12 protein-coding genes are annotated in these 16,154 nt (G+C 42.2%); 10 read left to right on the forward strand and 2 right to left on the reverse strand.

Annotation, left to right across the window (positions count from 1 at the left end; translation table 11 throughout):
* Window positions 1–28: 28 nt before the first annotated feature.
* The 10 genes from fabL to QLQ22_RS03510 all read left to right on the forward strand — a co-directional run bounded on the left by fabL (window position 29) and on the right by QLQ22_RS03510 (window position 10,134).
* Entirely contained in the window at window positions 29–781 is a 753-nt protein-coding gene (gene fabL, locus QLQ22_RS03465) for an enoyl-[acyl-carrier-protein] reductase FabL (protein ID WP_223439735.1), read from the forward strand.
* A gap of 85 nt (window positions 782–866) precedes the next feature.
* On the forward strand, window positions 867–1,052 hold the full coding sequence (locus tag QLQ22_RS03470; protein WP_223439737.1) for a gamma-type small acid-soluble spore protein: 186 nt from the start codon (window positions 867–869) through the stop codon (window positions 1,050–1,052).
* A 186-nt stretch (window positions 1,053–1,238) separates the two neighbouring features.
* The gene (locus QLQ22_RS03475) at window positions 1,239–1,559 is read left to right on the forward strand and encodes a YgaB family protein (RefSeq protein ID WP_338037014.1); all 321 of its coding nucleotides are present in this window, start codon (window positions 1,239–1,241) and stop codon (window positions 1,557–1,559) included.
* Between the two features lie 143 nt (window positions 1,560–1,702).
* On the forward strand, window positions 1,703–2,233 hold the full coding sequence (ntdP, locus tag QLQ22_RS03480) for a nucleoside tri-diphosphate phosphatase (RefSeq protein ID WP_133313127.1): 531 nt from the start codon (window positions 1,703–1,705) through the stop codon (window positions 2,231–2,233).
* 219 nt (window positions 2,234–2,452) lie between these two features.
* On the forward strand, window positions 2,453–4,174 hold the full coding sequence (locus QLQ22_RS03485; RefSeq protein WP_420828855.1) for an ABC transporter ATP-binding protein: 1,722 nt from the start codon (window positions 2,453–2,455) through the stop codon (window positions 4,172–4,174).
* A gap of 407 nt (window positions 4,175–4,581) precedes the next feature.
* Entirely contained in the window at window positions 4,582–5,535 is a 954-nt protein-coding gene (locus QLQ22_RS03490; RefSeq protein ID WP_420828856.1) for an ABC transporter ATP-binding protein, read from the forward strand.
* Window positions 5,516–6,484: an ABC transporter ATP-binding protein gene (locus tag QLQ22_RS03495; RefSeq protein WP_223439741.1), complete on the forward strand. Its 969-nt coding sequence runs from the start codon at window positions 5,516–5,518 to the stop codon at window positions 6,482–6,484. The genes QLQ22_RS03490 and QLQ22_RS03495 overlap by 20 nt, the downstream gene beginning before the upstream one ends.
* 64 nt (window positions 6,485–6,548) lie before the next feature.
* Window positions 6,549–8,159, forward strand: a complete 1,611-nt coding sequence (locus tag QLQ22_RS03500) for an ABC transporter substrate-binding protein (RefSeq protein ID WP_284016010.1) — start codon at window positions 6,549–6,551, stop codon at window positions 8,157–8,159.
* Between the two features lie 59 nt (window positions 8,160–8,218).
* The gene (locus tag QLQ22_RS03505; protein ID WP_223439746.1) at window positions 8,219–9,220 is read left to right on the forward strand and encodes an ABC transporter permease; all 1,002 of its coding nucleotides are present in this window, start codon (window positions 8,219–8,221) and stop codon (window positions 9,218–9,220) included.
* 17 nt (window positions 9,221–9,237) lie between these two features.
* Entirely contained in the window at window positions 9,238–10,134 is an 897-nt protein-coding gene (locus QLQ22_RS03510) for an ABC transporter permease (RefSeq protein ID WP_223439748.1), read from the forward strand.
* 220 nt (window positions 10,135–10,354) lie between these two features.
* Here QLQ22_RS03510 and QLQ22_RS03515 read toward each other — a convergent pair whose 3' ends face one another.
* Both QLQ22_RS03515 and QLQ22_RS03520 read right to left on the reverse strand, forming a co-directional pair.
* Window positions 10,355–11,437: an aromatic acid exporter family protein gene (locus QLQ22_RS03515; protein WP_223443122.1), complete on the reverse strand. Its 1,083-nt coding sequence runs from the start codon at window positions 11,435–11,437 to the stop codon at window positions 10,355–10,357.
* A gap of 202 nt (window positions 11,438–11,639) precedes the next feature.
* Entirely contained in the window at window positions 11,640–16,112 is a 4,473-nt protein-coding gene (locus tag QLQ22_RS03520; RefSeq protein ID WP_284016011.1) for a glutamate synthase-related protein, read from the reverse strand.
* Window positions 16,113–16,154: the final 42 nt, after the last annotated feature.

Below are 16,154 nucleotides of genomic sequence, written 5' to 3' on the forward strand. Positions count from 1 at the left end.
GATTAACAGCAAATAAGGAGATGTAAAAATGAACCAGAACAAAACAGCACTAATTACAGGAAGCAGCCGCGGAATCGGAAAAGCAATCGCACTCCGTCTTGCTAAGCAGGGATACAATATTGTCATCAATTATGCCAGAAGCAAAGGTGCAGCTCTTCAGACAGCAGAAGAAATTGAAGAGCTTGGCGTAAAGGCGCTTGTAGTAAAAGCAAACGTAGGAAAACCTGAAAAGATTAAAGAAATGTTTGCCGAAATAGATGAGACCTTCGGCCGTTTAGATATATTTGTAAACAATGCTGCATCAGGTGTATTAAGACCATTAATGGAGCTTGAAGAAAGCCATTGGGACTGGACTATGGATATTAACAGCAAAGCTCTTTTATTCTGTGCTCAGGAAGCTGCGAAGAGAATGGAGAAAAATGGCGGAGGAACAATAGTCAGCATCAGTTCTTTAGGTTCGATCCGCGTTCTTGAAAATTACACCACAGTCGGAGTATCAAAGGCTGCGCTCGAATCTTTGACACGCTACCTGGCAGTCGAGCTTGCATCAAAAAATATTGTAGTGAATGCTGTTTCAGGCGGAGCTGTTGATACAGAAGCACTGAAGCATTTTCCAAACCGCGAGGAACTGCTTGCTGATGCGAAAAGAATGACTCCTGCAGGACGTATGGTGGATATGGAAGATATGGTTGATGCTGTTGAATTTCTCGTTTCAGACCAGGCATCGATGATCAGAGGACAGACCATCATCGTGGATGGCGGACGTTCCCTTCTGATGTAGAAAACTGCAAAAATCAAAAAAAATTAAAACCTTTGGATATTAATTTCACCTCCGGGACATGATATATTTCGTGGAGGTGATAATCATGGCAAATCAACAACAACCAAACAAAACTCAAGCTGGCACTAACGTACAACAAGTAAGACAACAAAACGCTCAAGCTGCGCAAGGTCAACAACAATTCGGAGCTGAGTTCGCTACTGAAACAGATGCTCAACAAGTGAAAAAACAAAATCAACAAGCTGAAGCTAAGAAAAACCAAAACTCTTAATTTTAAAAACAGCTAAATAAGAGACACTTCTTCCTTGTGAGAAGAAGTGTCTTTTCTATTTTTATTTTAGCGTTGACAATCCCTTTCAACGTTTTTAATAGAGCAGCTGGCCCGACAATGTAACAATCTGCACAATTCTGCATCCGACAAAACCTCTTATTCCTCAACATATAAAGTCAAAGGAAAATGATTTATGAAGAAGAAAAAGTATGTGTACAAATAGGCAAGACGGAAGAGAGAGGTGTAGTTGGATTGAAAGATTTTGATCAATTAGTCGGCAGCCAGCTCCAGACGATGGAAAAGCTGCTGTGCCTGCAGTCTGAAATTGAGAGATGTCAGCAGTTAAAGGAGCAGCTGTGCAGTTTTCCGGATGAAATAAAATGCAAGGAGATTGAGTCAGAGATTGACTTTATGAAGGATGAACTGCATATGATTCAGAAAGTGTTTGAAAAGCAGACAGAAGAGGTAATTCTTTCTTATCAGGCTGTTCTGCCATTACGCAAATAAAGGCTATTTCAAGAGTCTCCCAAAACCTCAGGGGCGGCTCTTTTATTTTCTTTTTTTTCCTGCAAACGGTATAATAGTAAAAACAATTAGTTGAAGATCTTTGCTCTTTAGCAAAGCGGCGATACGGAAAGTAGGGGAGTAAAATGGGATTTCCCAAGGAAGGAGATAACATACAAATTCATAGCTACAAACATGATGGGCATATCCACCGAATTTGGGATGAAACAACAGTATTGAAGGCTAGTCAGCATTGTATTATCGGCGGAAATGACAGGACCGTTGTGACAGAATCCGATGGCCGAACCTGGATTACCCGTGAACCTGCCATTTGTTACTTTCATACTAAGTACTGGTTTAACGTAATAGGCATGATCCGGGAAGACGGCATTTATTATTATTGCAACATAAGCTCGCCATTCGCATGGGATGATGAAGCGCTGAAATACATAGATTATGACCTTGATGTTAAAATTTTTCCTGATATGACCTATATCATCTTAGATGAAGATGAATATGAATATCACCGTAAAAAAATGAATTATCCTGATGTCATCGATCTTATTTTAAAGAGCAACCTTGAAAAATTGCTGCGCTGGATCCGACAGCAAAAAGGTCCGTTCTCAGCAGAATTTATCGATGAGTGGTATGAACGTTATTTAACACATGTAAAATGATTTGTTATCCGTTCACACTTCCTGATGTACAGCATATAGATAGCAGATTTGGGGATGCACAGCCTGAAAGCCTGTTTGATAAACAGGCTTATTCTTTTTGCCGGTATATTTTTTAAAGCCAATCAATGCGCTGCAAAGGCAGGTATGAGATGTTCTGCTGCGCGCAAAATAGACAAAGAAAGGGGGAGACAAAGACCCTTGAGTTCTGTAAAGCGTTACATGAAATTCGTCAAACCATATAAATTTCAAATAGCAGGAACGATCCTAATTGGAATTATAAAATTCTCTATTCCTTTATTAACACCGCTGCTGCTTAAGTATGTAGTAGATGATATATTAGGCGGAAAAATGTCAGCGGATGAAAAAACGGCAAAGCTGCTGACAATAATGGGAATCATGTTCGCCATTTTCCTTATAGTCAGGCCGCCAATTGAATATTATCGTCAATATTTTGCACAATGGACAGGCAGCAAAATCCTTTATGATATAAGGGACAGCCTGTTTACACATCTGCAAAAACTCAGTCTCCGCTACTATGCAAACACAAGAGCGGGAGAAATTATCTCGAGAATCATCAACGATGTTGAACAAACGAAAAACTTTGTCATCACCGGTCTAATGAACGTATGGCTTGATATTTTTACAATCGTGATCGCAGTGATCATCATGTTTACAATGGATATCAAACTTACACTGGTATCAATCATTCTGTTTCCTCTTTACGGCTTTTCCGTCAAGTACTTTTACGGAAAGCTGAGACATCTGACTAGAGTAAGATCTCAAGCTCTGGCGCAGGTGCAGGGACATCTTCATGAGCGAGTTCAGGGTATGCCTGTCATCCGCAGCTTTGCCATTGAAGAACATGAGCAGGCTGAATTTGATAAAGAAAACCATAACTTTTTAACGAAAGCGCTCGATCATACAAGCTGGAATGCTAAGACGTTTGCAGTTGTGAATACAATTACGGATGTTGCCCCCCTGCTTGTTATATCATATGCTGCCTATCAAGTTATTCATGGGAACATGACAGTTGGGACAATGGTAGCATTTATTGCTTATATTGATCAGCTTTATAATCCGCTCAGACGCCTTGTTACTTCGTCAACTACTCTCACTCAGGCCCTGGCATCCATGGACCGTGTGTTTGAACTAATTGATGAAGAGTACGATATCACAGACAAACCGAATGCAATAGAAGCAAAAGCGGTAAATGGAACAATTGAATTTGAAGATGTCTCGTTCAAATATGAAGAGAAAGAACCGATGATCCTTGATCATGTCTCTTTAAAAGTGAACAGAGGGGAAACAGTTGCCTTAGTAGGCATGAGCGGAGGCGGGAAATCCACGTTCATCAGCTTGATTCCGCGTTTTTACGATGTTTCAGAAGGGCGCATTCTTCTTGATGGGATTGATATCAGAGACTACCGGGCTCAAAGCCTGAGAGATCAAATTGGTATGGTTATGCAGGATACGTTTTTATTCAGTCAGTCTGTTAAAGAAAATATTCTGATCGGCAAGCCTGGAGCATCGGATGAAGAAGTGTTTGAAGCCGCAAGAGCTGCAAACGCCCATGAATTCATTTTAGGCTTTCCTCAAGGCTATGATACAAAAGTCGGTGAACGCGGGGTTAAGCTTTCTGGCGGACAAAAACAAAGACTTGCCATTGCAAGAGTTTTCTTAAAGAATCCTCCTATACTTGTTCTTGATGAAGCAACGTCAGCTCTTGATTTGGAAAGCGAGCACCTCATACAGGAAGCACTGGAGAAGCTTGCTCAGGACCGAACTACGTTTATCGTAGCTCATCGTCTTTCAACCATTACACATGCAGATAAAATTGTTGTCGTAGAAAACGGGAAAATTGCAGAACAGGGGAATCATTCTGAGCTAATGGAGAAGCAAGGCCATTATTATTCTCTATTCCAGATTCAGCAATTGGATTAGTTCATGTTTTTCTATCATAATAAAATCACATTTTTAGGAAAAAAGAATTCCATATTAAGTAAAACAAGCAATCCTTTCGGGATTGCTATTTTTTTTGCTTCAAAAATGCTTCAAAAGTGCTTCAAAGGACATGAATTTAATTAACATAATCACTTTATCAAAGTAATGCAATAAAACTATTTAGGTACAAAGGACTATTTTAATATTTAGAATATTTAGTCTATAATTTGTACATATCCAATTTTTTTGTATTTTGAATAGTATCTTACAGAAATATCAAGAGAGAGCAAAGAGGATGATCCGGCATCATATGTTTTTATGGTGTTGGAAAAAGAGTGTCCTCACTGGGGGTGAACGGTCTGACACGGGAAAAAATTTTAGAAATCAGGGATTTAAGCATTACATTTATGCAAAGCAAAGAAGAAACGCGTGTTGTGGATTCCATTCGCTTTGACGTACATAAGGGAGAAATTTTAGGTATTGTAGGAGAATCGGGATGCGGAAAAAGTGTGACATCGCTTTCGATTATGGGGCTATTGCCAAAGAAAACATCAAAGCTTACAGGAGAAGTGCTGTTTCAAGGGAAGGATCTTCTGAAGCTGAACGAAAAATCACTCCGGAAAATGCGCGGAAATGAAATCGCGATGGTCTTTCAAGAGCCAATGACTTCGCTCAATCCATTATTTAAAATAGGCAACCAGCTTGAAGAGTCACTTCGTGTTCATCAGAACTTAACTAAAAAACAGGCAAAGGACCGGGTCATTCAAATTCTAAAGCTGGTAGGACTGCCGAGACCTGAGGAGTTATACGGAGAATATCCCCATCAGCTCTCCGGAGGTATGAGGCAGCGTGTCATGATTGCGATGGCGATGATCTGCGATCCGAAGGTGCTTATAGCCGACGAGCCGACAACTGCACTTGATGTAACAATTCAGGCGCAAATACTGAAATTAATGAAAGACCTAAATGAAAAGCTTGCAACGTCCATTGTCTTTATCACACATGATCTTGGTGTGGTAGCAGAAATGTGTGACCGCGTCATGGTCATGTATGCAGGTCAAGTTGTGGAAGAGGGAAGCGTCAAAACCATTTTCAAAAATCCTAAGCATCCTTACACAAAAGGGCTTATGAAATCAGTGCCTGATATCCGGCATAAAAATGACAGGCTATATTCCATTTCCGGGCAGGTGCCGCGTCCTGGCACCGTTCAACAGGGATGCCTGTTTGCAGGGCGCTGTGAATATGCAATGGCTGAGTGCATAAATGATGCACCTCCGCTGTACAAGTTAGAGGATTCCCATCAATCAAGATGCTTTCTGGCACGAGAGGAGGCTATTCATCATGACGAAGCCTTTGCTTAAAGTTGACAAGCTGTCAAAGCATTTTCCGATAAATGGCGGAGTGTTTGGCAGAAAAGTAGGTGCAGTCAAGGCGGTAAATGATTTGTCTTTTGAAGTATATGAAGGAGAAACACTTGGAATCGTCGGTGAATCGGGCTGCGGGAAGTCAACTATGGGCCGGCTTTTGCTGAAACTGATCGATGCTACAGAAGGCACTGTTTCATTTCAGGATGAACAGCTGCTCTCTAAGTCTCAAAAAGAGATGAGAAAGATGAGACGGGAGCTGCAGATGGTTTTTCAGGATCCTTATGCATCTCTCAATCCTAGAATGACTGTAGAGCGAATTCTTGAAGAGCCGCTTATCGTACATAAAATTGGAAACAAGGAGCAGCGCAGGCAAAAAGTAAAAACGATGCTGAAAATTGTCGGTCTAGATGAAGCTTACGGAAAAAGATACCCGCATCAGTTCAGCGGAGGACAGCGGCAAAGAATCGGGATTGCAAGAGCATTGATGACGAATCCGAAGCTGATCATTGCAGATGAGCCAGTTTCTGCTCTTGATGTTTCCATTCAATCTCAAATTCTGAATCTATTAAAAGACCTGCAAAAGGAATTTTCATTAACTTATATTTTCATTTCCCACGACCTGGGAGTGGTTCGCCACATCAGTGACCGGCTTGGAGTCATGTATTTGGGAAGTTTAGTAGAGCTTGCAGACAGCGAGCAGGTGTACGCTGAACCGCTGCATCCGTATACAAAAGCGCTGCTTTCTGCCGTGCCTCTCCCGGATCCTGAGGCAGTTAAAGAACAGATTGTTTTAAAAGGGGATCTTCCGAGTCCGGCCGATCCGCCTAAAGGGTGTGCTTTTCATACGAGATGCCCTGCCTGCTTTGAACCATGCAAGGTGAAAAAGCCCGCATGGACTGAAGTAAAAGAAGGTCATTATGTCGCGTGTCATTTATATCAATAATGGCACAGATGTGATTGATAGATTGATTAATAGTTTGATTAATAGGAAATAGGGGGATGTATGCGTGAAAAAGAAAAGCCTGTTGGTCTCAATTATGTTTGTGCTGCTGTTATCAGCGGCATTGATGGGATGCAGCTCAGATGACACCTCATCAGATGGTAAATCAGAAGGCGGAAGCAGCGAAAAGAAACAGGATAGTCTTGTTTTTGGACGCGGCGGGGATTCTACATCACTTGATCCAATTACAACAACAGAGGGAGAAGCATTTAAAGTAACTGTCAACGTATTTGAAACACTGTTGAATTACGGTGAGCAGGATACAACTGTTCAGGAAGGTCTTGCAACAAAATGGGAAGTTTCTGAAGATAACCTGACGTATACTCTTACTTTAAGAGAAGGTGTTAAATTCCATGACGGAACGGACTTCAACGCTGAAGCTGTTGTGTTCAATTTCGAGCGCTGGATGAATGGGGATGCCGATAAATTCCCTTACTACACAATGTTTGGCGGATTTAAAAAGGATGAAGGCCATGTTATTAAAGAAGTGAAAGCAGAAGGTGAGAATAAAGTTATTTTCACACTAAAGCGTCCGCAAGCTCCTTTCTTAAAGAACCTTGCGATGTCTCCATTTGGAATTGCAAGTCCTGCTGCAATTGAAAAGCACGGAGATAAATTCAGAGAAAATCCTGTTGGAACAGGGCCATTTAAATTTGTAGAGTGGAAGCCGAACGACAGAATCGTTCTTGAGAAAAATGAAGACTACTGGATGAAAGGATACCCGAAATTAAATCAGGTAATCTTTAAATCCATTCCGGAAAACTCAGCCCGCTTAAATGCATTGCAGACGGGAGAAATTGATTTAATGGATGGAGTGAATCCATCTGATACTGCATCTATTACAAGCAATAAAGATTTACAGACGTTTGAGCGTCCGTCCATGAATATAGGGTATGTCGGATTAACGACAAACCGCAAGCCTCTTGATAACAAACTTGTGCGTCAGGCATTGAACCATGCAGTAGATAAACAGGCGATTATTGATTCTTTCTATGGCGGCCTTGCTGAACCTGCGAAAAATCCAATGCCGCCTTCATTAGAAGGCTATAATGATGAGATCGAGCCATACCCGTATGATTTGGAAAAAGCAAAAGCGCTTCTTGCTGAAGCTGGACATCCTGATGGCTTTAAAATGGAGCTTTGGGCAATGCCTGTACCGCGTCCGTATATGCCAGAGGGTATGAAAGTGGCAGAAGTTCTTAAGTCAAGCTTTGCAAAAATCGGTGTTGAAGCTGAAATCAAAACATATGACTGGGCAACTTATTTAGACAAAGCAAGCAAAGGGGAAGCGGATTCCTTTATGCTCGGCTGGACTGGAGATAATGGAGATGCTGACAACTTCCTTTATACTCTTTTAGACAAAGACAGCATCGGCAGCAATAACTATACGTACTACAGCAATGATGAACTTCATGACATTCTGATTGAAGCACAGTCTAATGCTGACCAGGAAAAACGCAACGAGCTCTATAAAAAAGCGCAGGAAATCATTAAAGAAGATGCACCTTGGATCCCGATTGCTCACTCAACGCCAATTTTGGCCGGAAGCAGCAGCTTAACTGGATTCATGCCGCACCCAACTGGATCTGACATTTTAACAAAGGTTGAATTTAAGTAATCTTGAAGGAGGAGGACTTGTCCTCCTCCTTTTTTCAGAAATAAATGCGAGGTGAGACGATGGTTTCATACACAGTAAGAAGAATTGGATTGCTCATACCGGTTTTAATTGGGATGACACTAGTCGTTTTTTCTATAATCAGAGCCATTCCGGGCAACCCGGCACAGGTCATTCTCGGGCAGCGCGCTACACAGGAAGCAATCGAAAAATTAACGCAGCAGCTTGGTCTTGATCAGCCTTGGTACATCCAATATTTTGATTATGTTGGAGGACTGCTGACCGGTGATCTTGGTCAGTCCATTCGAACTGGAGCACAAATCAGCCAGGAGATGACTCCATATTTGGCTGCAACAATGGAATTGACGATTTTTGCTATGATAATTGCTATCGTGGTAGGAATCAATGCAGGAATCATCAGTGCCTGGTTCCGGAATTCCTGGTTTGATTATACAGCAATGGTTATCGCATTAGTCGGCGTGTCGATGCCGATATTCTGGCTTGGACTAATGGAGCAGTATGTCTTCTCCATTCAGCTTGGCTGGCTTCCTACTACAGGGCGGGAGGAAATTCGGAATCCGATAGATTCTATCACAAATCTTTACTTGCTCGACACCCTTCTGCATGGAAGATTTGATCAATTTATAGAAGTTCTCAAGCATATTCTTCTGCCGGGAATTGCGCTCGCTACGATTCCAATGGCGATCATTGCAAGGATTACCCGTTCAACCATGATTGAAGCAATGGAGTCGGATTTTATCCGGACAGCACGCGCTAAGGGCCTTCATATGTTCTGGGTTGTATACAAGCATGCTTTAAAAAATGCCATCATTCCGATTTTAACAATTATTGGACTGCAAACTGGATTATTGCTTGGCGGAGCCATTTTAACAGAGACCATTTTCGGCTGGCCGGGGATGGGAAGGTATATTTTTGATGCCATCAGCTATCGTGATTATCCGGTTATCCAATCCGGAATCTTAATTATCGCAACGATTTTTGTATTTATTAACCTGATTGTTGATCTTTTATATGCTGCAATTGACCCAAGGATTAAATATTAGGAAAGGGGGAGACTGCTATGTCACTACCATCGCTGCAGGAGCAGCAGACTGCCATTATAAAACAGGAGAAGGTTGTCACTCCTTTTCAGCAGAAGCTGCGCGTCTTTTTACAAAATAAATTAGCAATCGCAGGAAGCTTTCTCGTCCTTTTCTTTGTTATTATTGCAATCACGGCACCGCTGATTGCCCCTCAAGGCATTGATGAGCAGGAGCTCTCAAAGAGATTGCTTCCTCCTTCATCTGAGCATTGGTTTGGAACGGACGATTTTGGCCGGGATATTTTTTCAAGAGTCCTGTTTGGGGCAAGAATTTCCCTGTGGGTTGGCTTTTTCTCAGTCCTTGGATCAGCAATAGTGGGAACGCTTCTTGGTATTATGGCAGGCTACTACGGCCGTATCATTGATACCATCATTTCAAGGATTTTTGATATCATGCTTGCCTTTCCGAGCATCCTGCTTGCCATTGCGATTGTTGCTATTTTAGGACCTTCCCTGCAGAATGCACTGATCGCCATTGCTGTCATTAACATTCCGAACTTTGGCAGGCTGATCAGAGCGAAAGTGCTGAGTGTAAAAGAAGAAGAATACATACACGCAGCAAAAGCGGTCGGAACAAGCGATACCCGAATTCTGCTTGTTCATGTTCTGCCGAATAGCCTTTCGCCGATTATTGTACAAGCTTCTCTTGCGATTGCAACGGCCATTATTGAAGCAGCTGCTCTTGGATTCCTTGGACTTGGCGCACAGGCTCCAAATCCTGAATGGGGGAAAATGCTTGCCGATTCCAAGCAATATTTAGTTCAGGCTCCTTGGACACTGTTTTTCCCCGGTCTTGCCATTATGCTTACCGTTCTTGGGTTTAACTTAATGGGTGACGGACTTCGGGATGCGCTTGATCCAAAAGGGAAGCATTAATAAAAAAATACATGAAGAGTCCAGATCCTATGGGATTTGGACTTTTTTATTTGTGGGAAATACTAACGGGGAAAGAAAGATTTTTTTAGAAGGTATCTTTCGCAGTTTGTCTAGCTCCAGAACGTATCTATTAAAAATTTAAAACCCAAAAGGTACAGCTTAAAAAAAGAGGACTAACCATTAACGGGTTAGTCCTCTTCTTATTTGCAATCAATTCAAATCAGCTGGTTTCTTCGATTTCATTAATTTGAAGTTCATTTTCATCTTTATGATAATTATGGAAGCTGTTTATAAGAGTATCTAAATGCTCAAGCTGTTCGCTATAGTCAATGATGACAGCGATAAGAGGGAGCAGATGATAGAAGCATTCCTGATCAATGCAGTTTCCTTTAAATTTCATAAAAGTATCGACAAGTTCCTGCTTGTTAAACTGGCCTTCCTTAATAAGGTCAGTTGTGGACTGCGGTTTAATTTTGCCAATAAATTTCAGGAGGCTTCTTTCATGAAAATCGATCAAATAGTCCAGCTCATTGACAAGAATTTCTTTAAAATCTTCTGGAAGGTGATGCAATTCATTTTCCAGCCTGTGAAGCTTTTTCAGGGTATCCAAGGAACGATTCGATGTAACAAGCATTTGCCTGAACAGGACGAGCTTGCGCGATTTTGCATAGATATTTCTTTTGAAATAAGCCCGTTCTTCCTTATACAGCAGATAAAGCTGATCAAGCTTAATCATTTTATCTTTTATTTTCTCAATGTCTGTTTTCAGTTCGCTGTAATCGGAAACCTGCCTCATGTTAATGCGGATCCATTTAATTATTTCCTCTGTATTGTCGACAATCCTGTAATATAGCTTTGTCTCGTATTTAGGCGGGATAAAAATTAAGTTGACTATGAAGGCCGATAAAACTCCGAGCAGGACTGTTCCAAACCGGATGAGGGAAAATTCAATGAAATCTTCCCCGGGACTTTCTAAGATCGCAATAACTGTAACGATGGATACAGGAATCGTATTTTCAATTTTTATTTTTAAATTAATCGCTATGACAATAATCACAGTTAAACCAATAACAAACGGATGGGGACCAAAGATCAGCCCGAACAGTATGGCAAAGGCTGCTCCGATGATATTTGCCTGTACTTGCTCTATGACAGATAGATAAGAGCGATATATGGTTGGCTGGATTGCAAAAATGGCTGCAATACCTGCAAACGCGGGAGACGGTATATTTAATAACGTGGCCAAGTATAGAGCCAGCGTAATGGCTATCCCCGTTTTTATAATGCGGGCACCAAGTTTCATAAGGTGTGTATGGACATTCCCTTCTTTACTAATTGTTGTTGGGCTGTTTCGCACAAATGAAAAAGAACAATGTTTGCTGAAAAGCCTTCTTGTCAAATAATTAATGACTATACAACGTTTAAACAAATTATTCAAGTTACATTTTTCCGTTTTGGTAAAAAAAAAATAACACCTGACAGGCAGGTGTTATTTGAAAGTAGTATTATTCAGTTGATACAGATGGATCTGCCTGCTCTTTAACAGGCACCAGCTGAATAAAGTTATTTTTTAAATCCTGTAAAAGCAGTTTCAGTTCTTCAGCTTCATCATGTTGACCATGACGCCCGAGAGCCTCGATATATGTTGTTAGCAATTCTGATACATCACTCTCGCCTTTTGAATTTAGAGGTGAAATGTCAATTTTAGCGCCTTTTGCAATTCGGCGTTCTAAAGCCTGCTTTGTTAATCCAAGCTCAGGCTGATGTCTGACATACACGACCCCGCCAGTCATCCCTGCACAAATCCATGGGCCTGGATCTCCCATGACAAGTCCTCTGCCGTTTGTCATGTATTCGAACGCAAATCCTTTAATATTGGCGTTTACTCCAATATTACCCTTCTCATTTGCAGGAATTGGCTTATCAATCTTACCGCCAATAATCATGTCTGCTCCTGAGAGGCGAATTCCAGCGCGTGCATCCGCATTGCCTTGTACAAGCAGCAGGCCGCTTTGCGCGCCATAGCCAAATCCTTTACCAACAGAACCGTTGTAGTACTTACCGTCAGTTCCTTTAGATTTGAATACTTGGATGCTGCCTCCAAATGACGTTTTCCCTGTGCCATCCTGCGCTCCGCCTTCAACTCGGATATTAATGCCGCTTGAATTGTAGGCGCCAAGACCGTTTCCTGGAATAGAGCCTTCTTTATAATAAAGCTCAACGTCATCCAGTTTTTTGTACGAGCCATCGAGACGGCCGCGCACTCTGTGACAGGAAACCCGGCTGCCGAGGATGCGCTGTTCAGATGTAACGCTTGAGAATTCTCTTGAATCATGAAGTTCATTGTCATCGTAATCTAAATACTCAGCTCCGGCTGCAACAGCGAGACGTTTGCTTTCTAAGCTTGCTGCAACTTCTTTATGAGAAAGATTTTGAATATCCAATGTTTCAAGCAAGAGTGACAGATCCATTTCTTCTTTGCCGCGCGTTTGCTCAAGCAAGTCAGATCTTCCGACAAGCTCCTGAAGATTTGTAAATCCAAGTGATGCTGTCAGTGCCTGAAGCTCTGAACCGAATGCGCTGAACAAATTAACAAGGCCCTGTACAGCGGGATCGTATTTTCTTGGAACAAAGCGTCTTAAGCCATGCTCTTTTGCCTGAGCTTCTGATTCAATTTGAGTGGCAATCCCCACGTGGCATGTATCTAAATGACAGCCGCGGCATGTTGTACAGCCGATTGCAATCATCGATAATGTTCCAAACCCGACGCGGTTTGCTCCAAGCAGAACGACTTTCATAACGTCGAGTGCACTTTTAATTCCGCCGTCTGCCCAGAGCTCTACTTTTTCACGCAATCCAGCTTCGAGCAATGCGTTATGTGCCGCTTTAACACCGATTTCAACAGGCAGCCCAACATGCTGAAGTGCATGGATGCGGGCTGCACCAGTACCTCCGTCAAATCCGCTCAGCGTGATGATGTCGGCTCCGGCTTTTGCAATTCCTACAGCTATCGTTCCGATGTTAGGAACAACAGGAACTTTAACGGAAACCTTTGCCTGGTCATTAGCTGTTTTCAGTTCAGAAATCATTTGCGCCAAATCCTCAATCGAGTAGATATCGTGGTTATTTGACGGCGAGATGAGATCTGATCCGATCGTGGCATTCCTGGATTCTGCAATTTTCGCTGTTACTTTTGAACCCGGCAAGTGACCGCCTTCACCAGGCTTCGCTCCCTGGCCGATTTTAATTTCCAGGAGGTTGGAAGAGTTCAGAAGCTCTGCATTTACACCAAATCTTCCTGATGCGATTTGCTGTCCGCGTGTGCGCGGATATTTACCGAGCATATCTTTAATTTCTCCGCCTTCACCGTTCAGACTAACCATATTTAATTGTTCAGCAGCTTCTGCATAAGCACGGAATGCTACTTCATTTTGTGAACCGAAGGACATGGAGGCGATCACGAATGGAAGACTGTGCTCTCCGACTCCGATATTTACTTTTTCTTTTGGCACAGCAGTTTTAGTTGTTTTTAAGTCAGTTAAATGTCGAATGGTAATCGGATTGCTTTCTTCCTGCTCTGTCAGTTTTTCGCGATAACCGTCATAGCTGCCCAATTTTGCAACATCGCCAATCGCTTTCCAGATTCTCGGGAAAATATGGAATGTCTTGCTTGGACGGGCTTTTTCATTTTCAAAGTCCTGGCTTCGTTCAAGTGCATCGGCTTTGAGGCTTTCAAAATTATATTTAAGAGAACGAGAGCCTAAAAAGTTTACAATGTTAAGCTCTTTTTCGATTTCTTCATTTAATCCGATAGCCGAGAAGAGACGTCCATATCCTCTAAGCTCATGAATGCCGATTGTAGAAATGACCTTCTCAAGTCCTTTGTTTAATGATTCATACAAGTTAACAGCAGGTTTTGCAGATTCTTCCTCAGCAACAGTAGCAAAAAGGATATATGGATTGATTAAATTTGCTCCAAGACCGTATGCAATCATAATGTCATGCAGGGATCTGATGGCCCCTGTGCGAAGAACGATCGAGCAGTTTCTGCGCAGGCTTGCTTGAACCAATGCCTGATCAATAACGGCAGTAATCAAGTGCGGATCAATCCACAGCTTTCCGTTTTGATGGGCTTCCTGATCGTCAAGCACAAGTAATACAGCGCCTTCGTTTACAGCTTGAATAGCTTCAAGCTTCAGACGGTCAAGAGCGTCTTTCAGGCTCTCACTTTCAGAGTAAACAGCAGATAGGACATACAGCTGTTTTTCCTTAGAGAATGTCTCGATAACTTCTTCATATGGAAGCTGTTCAATATGCTCAGTTGCCATGATTCCAAGCTTGCCTTCAAGCAATAATGGTGAAGGAAGCTCAATCATAGCTGTTCTTTCCTGCTGCTCAGTCAGTGAAGGGCGTTTCCCGATCACAGAGCGGATGGAGAAATGCTCTGACTCGCGATCACGGTCAATCGCCGGATTGGTAACAACAGCAACACTTTCTTTAATAAAGTCAGCAATGTTTTTCCGGTCTGGATGGATGGCTGCAAGAGGACCATCATGTCCGAGCGAGCGAATCGGCTCTGCTCCTTTTTCAGCCATTTGCTCAAGCAGCTGAATGTGCTCGCGATCCCAGCCGAATGCAGCGTAATGTCCATTGTGAACTTTGAAAATAGGGGACGCTGAACATTTGCCTTTGCTGACTGGATGCGCTAATCTTCTGCGGTACCCGTCAATATCCGTTCTGCCTGAAAATCTTTTATAGACTTCCTCCTGAAGAGAAGGATATTCAAACAGTTCAATATCGTCCTTGTTCCATTTAAGTCCAAGCTTCTCGCCAGGTCCAAGCGGTTTAGGCTCGCCTGCATAAAGAGAAGTCGGAATGATTCCCGGTTCAGATGCAAATATATAGGAAGATTTTGATTCTACCTTCCACAATGGTCTGAGTCCCAAAGCATCTACGCTGAAAACTGCTTCATCTGCGAATCTCGAGATAATGCCTGCAGGACCTTGTGCGAAATGTCCCCAAGCTTCACGAATATACGTGTATAAGTCCTGAAGGTGGTCTGGATATGCTTTAATTTCATTAATAATAGGAGGAAAAAGAACATCCAGTGCTTCAAACAGGCTATAGCCGTCTCTTGCCACCAATGTTTCAATCGTTCTGTTCAAGTCTTGAGAATCACTTCCGCCGTCTGTTAGCGGAACATTCATCATTCTTGCTTCGTCACGAAGCTTTGCAATTGTATTGATTTCACCGTTATGACCTAACAGGCTAAATGGCTGCACACGAAAAAAAGTAGATAATGTATTAGTAGAATACCTGTTATGTCCAAGAGTCATCGTTGATGCTGCAAGCGGATCTGCAAGATCATGATAAAACTTCGGAAGTACATCTCCCGCACCCATAACCTTATATACAGCAGCATGCTGACTGAGCGATGCGACATGAACATTGAGATTTTTCTCAATCTGAATCGTCAGCTCAAAAAGATCCTTATTAAGAGAATCATGCTTGCCGGCTGGAATCATGGCAAATTGCCAAAAGAGAGGTTCTTCTTGCAGGGCGATGGGTCCTAATGCAGATGATGTTGTGACTTTATCTGTTTCGAAAACAAGTTCGAAATTCTTTTCGGATAGAAGGTTTTTGATTTCTTTTTTCAATTTATCAGGGCTTTCGTTTTTAGACAAAAAGAGGTGTCCGACGATAAAATCGCCACGCTCAGCCAGTTGCTGATCAAGCTTTGCGTCTGCAAGCTTCTGCTTCCACAGGGCTCTTGGAATATCAATATGAATGCCGACACCGTCTCCTTCGCCGTTTATAAACCCGGCGCGGTGATTCATCGTAATCAATGCATCTATACATAAATCAATGTTTTCTTTAGTCGGCACGTTCCGTTTTTCGATGACTGATACAATGCCGCAAGCGTCATGCTCTGCGTTGTAATATTCCTTAAACTTACTTGGGCTCCAATTTTCTTTCATAAAAGCGGCTTGAAAGGGGAATTTGTTCCCGCTTATAGCCTT

The sequence above is a fragment of the Metabacillus hrfriensis genome (genome assembly GCF_030127205.1).
Classification (GTDB): Bacteria; Bacillota; Bacilli; order Bacillales; family Bacillaceae; genus Bacillus_P; species Bacillus_P dongyingensis.